The 12,868-nt window shown below is 62.5% G+C and carries 11 protein-coding genes; 5 read left to right on the forward strand and 6 right to left on the reverse strand.

All coding sequences use genetic code 11. The annotated features are described in order from the left end of the window. Nucleotides 1-43 precede the first annotated feature (43 nt). Nucleotides 44-454 (forward strand): hypothetical protein, encoded by a 411-nt coding sequence (locus ACO07I_RS24890; RefSeq protein ID WP_422012208.1) that lies wholly within the window; start codon nt 44-46, stop codon nt 452-454. A 78-nt stretch (nt 455-532) separates the two neighbouring features. Continuing rightward, a complete protein-coding gene (locus tag ACO07I_RS24895; protein WP_422012210.1) occupies nt 533-2,230 on the forward strand; it encodes an N-acyl-D-amino-acid deacylase family protein in 1,698 nt (565 codons plus the stop codon). Nucleotides 2,231-2,247: 17 nt separating this feature from the next. Here the strand turns inward: ACO07I_RS24895 and ACO07I_RS24900 are convergent, their stop codons facing one another. The 6 genes from ACO07I_RS24900 to ACO07I_RS24925 form a co-directional block, all read right to left on the reverse strand. Further along, nucleotides 2,248-3,618 (reverse strand): adenylate/guanylate cyclase domain-containing protein, encoded by a 1,371-nt coding sequence (locus tag ACO07I_RS24900; RefSeq protein WP_422012212.1) that lies wholly within the window; start codon nt 3,616-3,618, stop codon nt 2,248-2,250. Between the two features lie 128 nt (nt 3,619-3,746). After that, complete coding sequence (locus ACO07I_RS24905; RefSeq protein ID WP_422012214.1) at nt 3,747-4,184, reverse strand: cupin domain-containing protein; 438 nt, start codon at nt 4,182-4,184, stop codon at nt 3,747-3,749. 517 nt (nt 4,185-4,701) lie between these two features. Further along, nucleotides 4,702-6,027 carry an McrC family protein gene (locus ACO07I_RS24910; RefSeq protein ID WP_422012216.1) on the reverse strand — a complete coding sequence of 442 codons (1,326 nt, stop codon included), beginning with the start codon at nt 6,025-6,027 and terminating at the stop codon, nt 4,702-4,704. Beyond that, nucleotides 6,024-6,767: a hypothetical protein gene (locus ACO07I_RS24915; protein WP_422012218.1), complete on the reverse strand. Its 744-nt coding sequence runs from the start codon at nt 6,765-6,767 to the stop codon at nt 6,024-6,026. Before ACO07I_RS24915 ends, ACO07I_RS24910 begins: the two co-directional genes overlap by 4 nt. Further along, nucleotides 6,764-9,406, reverse strand: a complete 2,643-nt coding sequence (locus ACO07I_RS24920; RefSeq protein ID WP_422012220.1) for an AAA family ATPase — start codon at nt 9,404-9,406, stop codon at nt 6,764-6,766. The genes ACO07I_RS24915 and ACO07I_RS24920 overlap by 4 nt, the downstream gene beginning before the upstream one ends. Before the next feature lie 57 nt (nt 9,407-9,463). After that, nucleotides 9,464-9,898, reverse strand: coding sequence for a hypothetical protein (locus ACO07I_RS24925; protein WP_422012222.1), 435 nt, complete (start codon nt 9,896-9,898; stop codon nt 9,464-9,466). 67 nt (nt 9,899-9,965) lie between these two features. On the opposite strand from ACO07I_RS24925, the gene ACO07I_RS24930 reads away from it, so the two are divergent. The 3 genes from ACO07I_RS24930 (at nt 9,966) to ACO07I_RS24940 (ending at nt 12,815) form a co-directional block, all read left to right on the forward strand. After that, nucleotides 9,966-10,880: a 2-hydroxyacid dehydrogenase gene (locus tag ACO07I_RS24930; protein ID WP_422012224.1), complete on the forward strand. Its 915-nt coding sequence runs from the start codon at nt 9,966-9,968 to the stop codon at nt 10,878-10,880. Between the two features lie 327 nt (nt 10,881-11,207). Further along, a complete protein-coding gene (locus ACO07I_RS24935; protein ID WP_422012226.1) occupies nt 11,208-12,416 on the forward strand; it encodes a molybdopterin-dependent oxidoreductase in 1,209 nt (402 codons plus the stop codon). Nucleotides 12,417-12,419: 3 nt separating this feature from the next. Beyond that, nucleotides 12,420-12,815: a c-type cytochrome gene (locus ACO07I_RS24940; RefSeq protein WP_422012228.1), complete on the forward strand. Its 396-nt coding sequence runs from the start codon at nt 12,420-12,422 to the stop codon at nt 12,813-12,815. Nucleotides 12,816-12,868: the final 53 nt, after the last annotated feature.

The following is a 12,868-nucleotide window of genomic DNA, read 5'->3' on the forward strand; positions in this document are numbered from 1 at the left end:
AGGAGATAATCCTAGGTTCTGCCGTCACTCGGGGGGGCGTAAAATGAAACTGGGATTGATGGCGATCGCGATGGTCGCCCTTGCCTCTGCGGGCGCGCGTCCGGCGGCGGCCCAACAGACCACTCATGGCTGTGCCTGCCTGCACAACCAGACCCAGGCGCAGATCAGCTATCGCTACAAATGGGGCGAAGGCGAGTGGAAGACCATGCAGCTCAAGCCCGGTTACAAGAACTGGATCTGCTGGCAGTACCAGAACGCCCAGAAGAGCTCGCCCAACCTGCTGTTCCAGCTCGACGTCGACATGTCGAAGGGCAGCGCCTGGACCACTTACACCATCGGGCGTGTCCAGACTGTAGGCGCGAGCTGTGATGCGGTCGGGGCAGGCGGCCACTACAATGTCAGCTACCGGCCCAACACCAACAATACGTTCATCCAGGTGACGAAGCGCAACTGAGTTCTGCGCCGCGACCCGCTCGCGTTGACAGGTCGACAGCAGGCCCGCACGCTTCCGGCAAAACACCGGAGGAAACGAATGGCGCGCTATGATCGCGTGATCCGCGGCGGGATGATCGTCGATGGCAGCCGGCTGCCGCGTTTTCGCGGCGACATCGGCATCAAGGACGGCCGCATCGCCGAGATCGGCCAGATCGCCGCCAGTGATGCCGACGAGGTCATCGACGCCGGCGGCCTGATCGTGGCGCCGGGTTTCGTCGATCTGCACACGCATTACGACGCCCAGCTCTTCTGGGATCCCTACTGCACGCTCTCCTCGTGGCACGGCATCACTTCCGTGGTGATCGGCAATTGCGGCTTTGGCTTCGCCCCGGTTCGACCGGCCGAGCGCGAGCGCGCCATGATGTCGATGACCCGGGTCGAGGCGATCCCCATGGCTTCGATGCAGCAGGGGATGCCGTGGAACTGGGTGACCTTCCCGGAATTCCTCGACAGCGTCGATGCCGCACCCAAGGCGGTGAACGTCCTGCCCTACGTGCCGGTGTCGCCGCTGCTCATCTGGGTGATGGGCTTCGAGGCCGCCAAGGCCGGCAAGATGCCGACGCAGGAGGAGCATGCCGAAATGAAGCGCCTGCTCGGCGAAGCGATGGATGCCGGCGCCTGCGGCTGGTCGGCGCAGCGCATGAAGCCCACCGGCCCGGCGGCCGTGCAGCGCGACTATGACGGCACGCCGATGCCGACCGACGTGATGCATGACGAGACCTGCCGGGAATTCGCGCGGGTGCTGGCCGAGCGCAACGAAGGCTTCATGCAGATGCTGCTGATCTCGGGCGACAATGCGGCCGACCGCGCCTTCTATGAGGAGCTGTCGACGCTGAGCGGCCGGCCCATGATCATGAACGTGATCCAGGCCTTCGATCACCGGCCCGAGATCCATCGCCGCGGACTGGCCTGGCTGAAGAGCTGCCGCGAGCGCGGCATCAGGGTCGTGGGGCAGGGCCTCACCACCGATGCAGGCTTCACCTTCACCTTCGAGGACTGGAACCTGTTCGACGATTCACAGGACTGGTGCGACGCGACGACCGGCACGCGCGAGGAGCGGCTGGCCAAGCTCGCCGATCCGGCGCGCCGCGCGAAGTTGCGCGAGAACCTGCCGATCACCGCGACCGGCCCATTGCCGCAGATCGCCATCGTCGGTCCCAAGACCGAGCGCAACAAGAAGTGGCTCGACCACACGCTGGCCCATGCCGGCGAGAAGATGGGCAAGCATCCGGTCGACGTCATGCTCGACATGGCGGTCGAGGAAAATCTCGAGACCGAGTTCTTCGCCGCCCCGCCCAACGGCAGCATCGAGTACCTCAAGGAACTGGTCGACGATCCCTACATCCTGTTCGGCGTGTCCGACGGCGGCGCCCACACCAAGTTCCTGACGGCCGGCCGCTATCCCACCGAAACGATCTGCAAGGTGGTGCGCCAGCACGGCATGCTGAGCCTCGAGGACGTGCACTGGCGGCTGTCGGCGCTGCCGGCAGAGGTGGCGGGCTTCCGCGGCCGCGGCATGCTGAAGAAGGGCGCCCCCGCCGACATCGTGATCTACGACTATGACGGGCTGAAGGTCCTGCCTGACGAGATCGCGCACGACCTGCCCGGCGGCGAGTGGCGCCGCGTGCAACGGGCGTCAGGCTACAAGTACATCCTGGTCAACGGCCAGGTGACGATGCGCGACGACCGCCCGACCAACACCTATTCGGGACGGCTGCTGCGCCATGGAGCTTGAGGGCGGCTTGGCTGCGCTTAGGCAACCCAGACATCGATGGGGGCCTCGCGACCGCGCAGGCTGAGCGCCGGAACGCGCCGGAAGTCGCCTCTCATGCCGCCCTCACCGCGAGACACCACCGCATCGCTGGCGACGATCTGGCAACCGAGATTGCGGGTCGCCGCCTCCAGGCGGCTGGCCACGTTCACGGTGTCGCCAAGCGTCGCGAATTCAAGTCGTCGCTCCGACCCGATATTGCCGATGATGGCCGGGCCGAAATGCACGCCGACCGAGATGCGCAGTTGTGGAAGACCGGACGTGGCCAAAAGCGCATTGCCGGATGCAATGCCATCGACGATGGCACGGGCGGCCGCGAGGGCGTTGGCGCAATCGGTCGGCGACACCCTGGGCGTGCCGAAGGTCGCCATCACCCCATCCCCGAGATACTTGTCGAGCGTGCCGCCGTTCGAGAAGATCGCCTCCTCGATGACGGCATGACAGCTCCTGAGGATGCGGATCACCGTCTCCGGATTCTCGCGCTCGGCGAGCTGGGTGAAGCCCACGATGTCGGCAAACAGCACCGCGACTTCCTGTGAGCGGACCGAGCCGACATCGCCACTGGCCGATGCCAGCTCGTCGACGAGCGAGGGCGGAAAGTAGCGCGAGAGGTTGGCGCGTTCCGCGGCGATGCCGGCCTGGCGAATCAGCAGGGCGGTCGACCTCTGCCCCCGGAGCGCGAGAATCGCCGAAACGAGGAAGAAGATGACCATCTCCTGTGCGCGGATGGGCCAGATCACGGAGTTCGGGTCGACGATGTGACGCACACCCGGCATGTCGGCAAAGGCCGCGGCGACCTTGCCGCCCAACTCCGGATCGGTCGTACCGAACACGGCAACGCCCAACACCGACAGGAACCAGATCAAGGCGAAGACCACGCCCATGGTGAGGATGGTGCGCCAGGAATAGGCGAGCGTCGCCAGCGCCAGGATGATGAAGAAGTAGGGGAACGTTTCGAAGCGATAGATCATCGCCGTCGGAAAAGCCCCCGCCGCGAAGGGATTCGGCACCGTGAGCACGGCCGCCAGGAGCACGAGGTCCGCCAGGATCAGCGCGAGCTCGATTCGGGAGCGGCCCACCGTCGCATAGCGCAGTTGCGCCCAGCCCAGGGCGATGAACACCAGCAGAAATGCATGGAAGTAGAGAACGCTCCAGCTCGGGTTCTGGAAAGCAATCAGGACGCCGCTTGCCGCCAGCGCGATCGTGCGTGCCCAGGCGGCGATTCGCTGCCCTTCGAGCTTTTCCTTGCGTAGGGCCTCGACGAGGAAAGGGTTTGCGTGGGTCGCCAGTTCTTCTTCGATACGCCGGAAGCGCAGGATGCGGACGATATCGGCAGCACCGGACGGCAGCATTTCGGCGTTCCTTCGCGCGGATTCAGTCGGCTCCAACATGGGGATGGGGCAAGGCCCGGTACAGTCCTACGGTATGCCGCCAGGAGGTCGGCGCGGACGGCTCCCTGTGCCTCGGCGCTGCTCGAAGGCTACTCGACGACCGTCGTCGCGAAGTCGGCCGGCATGGTGATCTCGATCAGCTCGAGATCGTCGCTGTGGTCGATCTCCTTGTGCTTCACGCCAGGCGGTTGATAGACGGTCGAGCCCGCGACGAGCTTGTGCTGACCGTAGCCCTCGTACTCGAAGATCGCCCAGCCCTTCAGCACGTAGACGAACTGGAAATCGAGCGCGTGGCTGTGGCGCGGGGCGTCGGGATGCTGGCCGGGCACGGCGCGGATCACGTGCGCGCCGACCTTGCCGCCGGTGAGCTCCTTCAGGCCGAGCGCACGGTACTCGAAGAAGGGCCGCAGCCCGTCCTTCTGAAAGGAGTCGGGACCGAGATGGCTCACGATGCCGGCGCCTGCCGCCGTGTCGTCCTTGAGCTTTTCCTCCTCGGCCTCGCCGGTCGTCGGAAACAGGTCGGTCATGCCATCCTCCCGCTTGTGTTGGTGGCGAGCATGCTATGTTACGCGTGCGTGGTCAGCAGCGTGTGACTTCCCAAAGCTGCCCGCATTGCACATTGTCTTCAACCGGCCGGCCGCAACTGCTGTAGTAGCTCTCATTGTCCTTCCGCAGCCAAAGGCCATTCGGCGCCCCCCTGCTTTGATGTCGTGCCGAGCCGTGATCATGGTGATAGCCGATTGGCCCGGCGTTGGCGTGTACTGAGCCAAGCACGAAGTAGCCGGATCCTGATCCTGCAGCCGGCGCGTGGTCTCCGCCATGGAGGAGCTTCAGCCTGGTCGAGCACCGCAAATAGGCAATGGTTCAGGCGGCGGTGCCATCGCTGCAAGCGCGACAGTGCACGCGAGAGGCAGTTTCATGTCCAGCTCCTTGGTCCATTCCTGAAAATCAAATTGCTGCGGACTGTCTGTTTCGGGTCAATCCTCGTCATGATTTCTGTTTGTCGCTCAGCCGTGAATTTTCTGCATGAACGGGCGCTATGAATCATGCCGCAGACAAGGAGGCTGCCTTTGCGGGTGCAAGCAACCCCGCCAGTTGCTGAACAACTTCTCCCTTGCCAGCCACTATATCGATGCTCGTAATCCGTAGGCGTTCCTTGCCCGCGATCATGCCGTAACCGACATCCAGTGCCGTGGGTCCAAGGCCGGCATGATGGGGATAAAGCAGCACAAGTTCCCCGCATTGATATAGCCGGGCATATGCCATCATCTGGTAAACATCGGATTGCGAAACACCGCGCTTCTTGTCTTCGGGGTTTCGGCCAATCAGCTTCCATTTTGTGTCGATCACCTTCACGATCTGCCCATCACGCTTAATGAGAATGTCCGGCGTCGTCTGGAAGCGTTGCCTGCCGCCTAAACCCTCCTCCATTAGGCAATAGCGTAATCCGCCCTGTGATTGGACTGTCAGATTGCTACTCTGCAACACCCCGCGGGCGAGCGCCGCGATATAGGCCTCGAACAGGTCATTCATGGGGAACAACAAGGTAATCCCCTGACTTGCCTTCGCATCGTGATTGGTGCGTTGCCATTCGCGCTTCAGGAACAGCTTCGCCAATTCGAAAAGCGTCTCCCAACGGAGGTTGGTCCGGTTGATGTGCACCTGGGTCCACGGCAGGACATTGATAGGTACATCGCTGACATCGACCAGAAGAAACCGCAGCTCATCCAGGCGCCGCTGTGTCTCCAGTGAGCGAGCGTGCCGGCGCAACATGAGAACACAGGCCTTCATTATGCGGAGCAGTGGCGTATCCGGCATCAGGGCATCGAACCGGCATGCAAGCCGGTCTGGTCGCACTGCATGGTGGGTGAATTGGCGGACTACATTGAGCCGCCCGCGTAGCGCAACTAGATCCTCTGCCTGCACGACATAGGCGCGAGGGAGGCCGCGCCGGGCCTCAGCCAGCAAGCGATCAGCAAACAGGCGGATCAGGATGTCGAGCAAGGTTTCCTTTTGGCGCGCCATGGCTAGCGCCTGCCCGTCCCCGAGTTTAAGCCCGAGCGCGACATCGAGCATGGAAACAAGGCGGGTGCGGATTGTTTCATCGTCCTCTGCCGACGCAGCATCGATCTTCGGCAGAATCTCAAGGCTGCAACCTTGCGCAGAGATCACTCCGACAAACTGCTGTCCGCATATCTGGTTGTAGCGATCTACAAGGATATTGGTCCCGAATCTGTTGGCCAATGGGTGGCGACGGGCAGCCACTAGGAGGGCATTCGCCTGACTTCGGGTGAATGCCTGTGCCGGCGCAGCACCGGTTCCATTGTGTACGCTGATGCACTCCCATTCATGGACCGCCAGATGCGTCATGGGTGGAACCGGGCAACGAGGCGATCAGCATGACCGGTCAGACTTGGTGGGAAAGTGGTCAGCCATTCACGCCATGAGCAAGCGGCGAATCGGACCCTTGAACCGGCCAGCCCCGCGGCAAACCTGGCGGTCTCGGATCGGTGGCAGGCAAAGGCTTTGGCCGAAATCACACGGCCTTCCGTCGGTTCAGAATAGAGGTATAGCAGGACCGGCGACTTTCCCCGTCGCTTTGCCTCGGCTACCAGGCCATAGCCATGCTTGATAAGTTGCGCCCCGTCGAGGTGGCGAAAGGTTGCAGGTTCCGCCAGCAACCGGTCACGCATCGCGCACCACGGCCCCATACCTTCATCCCACTCTTGCGATGAATATTTGGGCGACAGCCTTGCCAGCTTGGAATCGCGAAACGGCTCGAACCGCTTTGATTCGATCCCGATCAAATGTGCTGCAGTTTCGACAGCGGCATCGAGCCAAGGATGCCGCCCGCCTGCCCAAGGAAAGCGCATCTGACGCTCAATATCGACAGATAGTGCAGGCCAATCGAGATCAAGAAGGGACGGGAACGGGGGTAAAGTGCCGGGACTTTCGAGAAAAGGACCAAATCCATTGACCGCCAGAGCCGAGCTGCTTTCGGGGGTGCAAAACTTGCCCGAGGCCAATTCCTGTCCTGCCGCCGCGCCGAGCGCGGAAGCGACTCGATCTACTGGAACACCGGGGAGCAGGTGACTGGCCAGTTCCTTCACTCGTGGGACTCCACCGCAATGCCTGAAACCTTGCCGATCAACTGAGCGTAAGCGTCATCAGGAAAACGATCGCTGCCATCTGGCTGTTTCTCCAAACGCACAAACCAGCTCTTACGATCTTCACCTTCGTTGAGGGGGCATTTGAGCGTCACGGCCCCGATGAAGCCGTCGCCAAGAACGGCATGAATTCGGCTCCAGTCCTCGAAGAAGTACTCCTGCAACAGCGGAATAACCTTGTCGCGCATGGTGGCGTGAACCTGACCAGCCGTCTCGCAACCAATAAAGAAGGCGTGCCCGATCCGGTGCTCCCGGTCGATCAAATACTCAATGCGCTGGTTGAGGGTGATCAGAACTGCCTTCAGGTCAATGCCTTCGACAACGCCCAGCAGTTCCGGTTCGGGCGCCATTTCCCGGAAATTGAACCGCCGCCGCAATGCCGTGTCGAGTAGAGCAATCGAGCGGTCGGCTGTGTTCATTGTGCCAATGATGTGGAGGTTTGACGGAACACCAAAATCTCTTTTCTTGGAGTACGGTAGCGTCAGCATCAGCTCATTGGGCATACCAAGCCGCTTGTCGGGTTCGATAAGCGTTATGAGTTCGCCAAAAACCTTAGAAATATTGGCGCGGTTGATCTCATCAATAATGAGTACGAACTGATCTGGAGTGCTATTGCTCAATGGTGCTGGGTCCTCGTCATGGCCACTATCACCAGCAATCAGTCGGCCAAGGGCGGGCAGGTTCACTCGCTTTGATGGCAGCGAGTACAGTGTGCGCATGGTGAAATTGCCCTCGACGATCGTGTCTAGCGGCAATGGTTCGTCCAAGGTCAAGAGCCAGCGGACATCTCGGCGGTGGGCGTAGTGTCCCTCAGCCGACGGCTCAAAGCGATAGTCGCCGGTAACTTCGGCAATCGCGCGGAACGCAGTATTGCCGTATGGCACGATGACAATGTCACCGATCTTCATCTCGCAGCGGAACGGCCAGATCTGCGTCCAATTGCTTGGCGTTGCGTCGTCGGGGTTCTTCGCAAGCCATTCGGCCTTGATCGCGTCAAAGGTGGAGAACCGCTCATGGCTCCAATCGATAGGGCCCCCCCAGCCAAGAGCGATGTAATTATTGGCAATGGCCTCGTCATAGACATCATCTTCGCTGCCAATGGCGCCTTGCCCCATCTTCCAGAAGCGGCGACCGGCGAAGTCAAAACCGATGGCGCTAGCCGAAGGCACTATCCGTGTGCGCGCCTGATCAGCTAAAGCGCAGATTTCGCGAAAGATACCGGCGCGAGCTTCAAGCCGGAAGCCCGCATAATTGCCTTCGTTTGCATCGGTTTCGGGCCGCAGACCTTCTACGAATGTTTCATAGTCATAGCTTTGATGAAACGTGACAAAGGCAATCCGTTTCTCGGCCTCTAGCTCGCGATATCGCTTCATCAGCGCGGTTCGGCCTGCTTTCGTGGTAGGATACTCTGCATCCGAATCACAGAGCCTCACCGCTTCAAGTGCTGTGCGGTAGGTTTTGCCCGTACCCGGCGGTCCATAAAGGATGAGGTTCTTGGGATCAGGTTTTGCTTCAGCCACCACGATGGCTCCTTCCGATACTGCGAATGTCAGTTTCGTAGTCGTGCTTTGCTTTGGCCCCTCCGCAACCGGCGCTGACACTTTCGCCAGCTCCCGAAACTTTCGGCCTTCCAGGGCCTGACAGATATTTGGCCAGGCCTTTTGTAGGCCCATCTCATTGTTCAGCGGTCCGACCACGACTGTGACGTGAGCATCGCCGCGCCGTCGGGCTGGTTCAATGTATCGCTCCAAAACAAATTGCCGGATACGGTTTGCTTGCGTTTCGATATCATCGATGGCTGTTTCGTCGGGCCAGTAGCCTGCACGAGATGGCTGGGGCGGAAGCCAGCTGCGGATTGAATCTTCCGCCGTATCAATCATGGCGACGAATTTATCAGCAGCGGTTTCATCAAACTGATATGTACCCGTGAGGTTCATTTGCTCGTGCTGGTGGCTAAATTCCAGGAACCCGCCAGGCTTGCGCAGCTGTAGGACCCCAAGGGTTCCAGACGCCTTCTCCTCTCCAGGAGATCGGCGACCGAATCGTATCTGCGGTATATTGGTCCGATACCAATCTAGCCCGGCTTCGTGCACGGCGCGTGCCATGCTGCAGAACGCCACTCGCTGATCATCGGACCAGTTCGCCCGCGCCTTACGGAAGTGCGAATCGCCATCGAAGCGCTTCAGAAGCTCGTCATCGTCGTTGGCGTCCTCATCTTTGTCGGTTAGATCTTCGTCCGCTGCAGAGGCCTTCCCTCCAAGGAAACGACCATATTGCGCCAACCAGCTTTTCCAGTTGGAAAGCCGATTTAGCGGCTTTTCAGAATCCGGCATGAGGATGCGATAGTTATTGCCACCAGCCTTGGCATCTTGCCGCAGGATACGTATGCGTTCGCGCAACTGCGCAAAGCCATCCGCAGTATGGGCCGCCGCAAGATCGGGGTGAGGCGATCCGAGAGAGGTAAGGTTCTTCTCGATGGTCTTGACAGCATAAACACGCGAATTGCGCCCTTTGGCGGTGTTGGCGCCCCCGGCTTCCAGCCATTCGCGGAACTCAGCCTCGCGCATAGTCGCTCCCTTCATTCAAGCCTGCCGAAGGCCGCCCCGTTTCCCAGCAGTGTCGTCGCAATCCTTGAAAATTTAGTGCGCCGTCACCGAGATCGTCACGGTGTAGCTGGCCGCATCGCGGCGGCTGTAGACGATCAGCAGATAAGGTCCGGTCTTGGGCAGGGCGCCGATCCAGGCGGCGGGCTCCTCGCTGGGCCCTGCATCGCGCATGGGCTTGCCGTTCAGAGCGAGCGTGCCATCGGCGTTGGTGCGGACGCCGGTACCCGGCTCCCAGACCTGGAAGACGACATTGTTCCCGGGCGAGGCGACCGAGACGTTCAGGGTCTGGCCGGCCTGTCCCGGCACGTAGTAGAGGCCGCGGGCCTTGGTGTCGGCCAGGCTGCCGGTGACGTTCGTGCCGCCCGCGCCGGGCGTCACGGAGAGGGTGCGGATGTCGGGAAGCTGCTGGGCAAGGGCGGGCGCGGCAGCGAGGAGCGGCAGGGTGCCGAGGAGGTAGCGTCTGTTCATCCCGCTACCCTAGCAGACAGTTCGCCCCGTGCGGACTATCGTCGGGAAAAACGGGGGAAAGGCGACCATGCCCAGAACACTGTTCATCGATTCGACACCCGACATCGACCGCGTCTGGAAGCGGGTCCACGGGCCGGCGGACATCCCGATCACGGTCGCCATGGGCCCCGTCTCCGAAGAGGAAGTGCCGGGCAGGGTCGCGGGCTGCGAAACGGTCATCAACGACGCGACCTATTTCAGCGAGCCGACGCTGAAGCGCTGCACCGGACTGAAGCACATCGTGTTCCTGGGCACGGGAGCCGCCAGCTTCGTCGACCTCGCGGCGGCGGAACGGCTCGGCATCAAGGTCTCGACCATCGGCGGCTACGGCGACACCACGGTTGCCGAGCATGCGATGGGCCTCGTGTTTGCCGCGGCCCGGCACATCGCGACCATGCACGGCATCGTGCGCGGCGGCGGCTGGCGGCCGATGCAGGGCATGGAACTGCGGGGCAAGACCTTGGGCGTGGTCGGACTGGGCGGCATCGGCCGCGAGATGGCGCGCATCGCCCAGGGCGTCGGGCTGAAGGTGATTGGCTACAACCGCTCGCCCGTCTCGGGCGGCGGCGTACCCACCGTGACCATCGACGAGCTGCTGGCGCAATCCGACATCGTGAGCCTGCATCTGGCGCTGAACGAGGGCACGCGCGGCTTCCTGGATCGCGCTAAGCTGGAGAAGACCCGGCCGGGCGTCCTCATCGTGAACACGGCGCGGGCGGGCATCGTCGACGAGGCGGCGCTGGTCGAACTGCTGCGCGCGGGCCGGATCGGCCACTACGCGACCGATGTCTTCGGCAAGGAGCCGCTTTCGCCGGAGGAGCCGCTGCTGACGCTCGACAACGTCACCCTCACCGCCCATGCGGGGTACAACACCCCCGAAGCCGCCATGACCATGTACCGCCGCGCCATCGACCTGGCCGCGAAGGGATGGTCTACGCCGTAATCACGTTCTCGGTGCCGGGATCGAAGAAATGCAGGCGGCCGGGCTGGACACTCACGCGCACCTGGCCGCCCGCTGCGATGGCCGACTGGGGTGACACGTGCGCCGCGGTCACCCGCGTTGCCAACGCTTGTTCTGCGCCGCTTTCACAACCGATCAATTGCTGGCAACGGCTGCGGGAAATGTTGCAATGGCGTGAACGCGAGCGTTCCGATAGCGAAGCGGGAAGCTGCATCCTTCGTATGCGATGGGCGCGACAGAAAGGCGTTGGTTCCACGCAATCTGTTGTGCGTAGTGTAGCGGCCAGCGTGGATAAACGGGCGTAACGCAATGACGAGAACGACGCGGCGATCGTTTCTGGGGCAGGCCAGTGCCGGCGGTCTCATGGTGGTGTCCGGCTCGGCCTGGGGGCAGGCGGCGGTCGACCTGCCGTTCGCGCCGTCCGAGCGTGCCCTGACGAAGGGCTTCCCGCAGAAGGGGCCGATGATCCTGCAGCGGACACGGCCGCCGCTGCTCGAGACGCCGTTCGAGGTCTTCGACCGTGGCGTCTTTACGCCCAACGATTCATTTTATGTGCGCTGGCACTGGGCGGTCATCCCGACCGAGATCGATGTCGGGACGTTCCGGCTTTCGGTGCGCGGCCATGTCGACAAGGAGCTGTCCCTTACGTTGAAGGAGATCGTCGACGGGTTGCCGCGGGTCGAGTTGGCGGCGGTCAACCAGTGCTCGGGCAACTCGCGTGGTTTCACCGAGCCCCGGGTTCCCGGCGCGCAATGGGCCAACGGCGCGATGGGCAACGCGAAGTGGATGGGCGTGCGCTTGAAGGACGTGCTCGACCGGGCGGGTGTGAAGGCCGGCGCGACGGCGGTGCGCTTTGCCGGGCTCGACGATCCGGTGGTGCCCGAGGCGCCGAAGTTCATGAAGTCGCTGGCGCTCGACCATGCAAGCGATGGCGAGGTCATGATCGCCTACGCCATGAATGGCGAGCAGCTTCCGTTGCTCAATGGCTTCCCGCTGCGCCTCGTCGTGCCGGGCTGGTATTCGACCTACTGGGTGAAGATGCTGGCCCGTATCGAAGTGCTGGCCGCGCCCGACGAGAATTTCTGGACCAGGAACGCCTATCTGATTCCCGACACGCCGGGCGCCGACATGAAACCCGGCCAGACCGGCCTCACCATGGTGCCGATCACCCGCATGGTGCCGCGCTCGTTCGTGACCAACCTGAAAGACGGCGCGACCCTGAAGGCCGGCACGAAGACCCTGGTGCGCGGCATCGCCTTCGGCGGCGACACCGGCGTGAAGTCGGTCGAGCTTTCGGTGAACGGCGGCACGAGCTGGCGGCCCACGGTGCTGGGCCGCGACGAGGGCAAGTACAGCTTCCGGCAATGGCAGGCCGAGGTGACGCCCTCTGCCGGCGACGTCGCGCTGATGGTCCGCTGCACCAACGACGGCGGGCTGGTGCAGCCAATGGCAAACAACTGGAACCCCAGCGGCTTCATGCACAACGGCATCGAGACCGTGCACCTGAAGGCGGCCTGAGCGATGCGGATCAACGGTGCTGCCCTGGGGTTTGCCGTCGCAGCCATTGCCGGGCTGACGCTGGCGTTCATCGGCCATCCCGCGGTTCAGCTTCCGGCGCCGCCGCCGGCGCCGGCCGCTGTGGCCTCGTCCGGCGCGACGGCCTTCGTCCTGAAATCGGTGTCGGTCGATCTGCCGACCAGCACCGAGGTCTTTCCCGGGGGCGCGACCGCCGAGACGATCAACGCGAACTGCCTGTCGTGTCATTCGGCCGGCATGGTGTTGACCCAGCCGAACCTGCCGAAGGCTACCTGGCACGGCATCGTCGACAAGATGATCCATGCCTACAAGGCGCCGGTCGACGCTGGCGAGATGACGGCGATCGTCGATTATCTTGCGACCACGAAGGGCCCGAAGTAGGCGGCTGCCGCCCCAGACGGTTCCCTTGTTGAAATTTGATAGTATAAGGTGTG

This window comes from Reyranella sp., from assembly GCF_965227665.1.
Taxonomy (GTDB): Bacteria; Pseudomonadota; Alphaproteobacteria; order Reyranellales; family Reyranellaceae; genus Reyranella.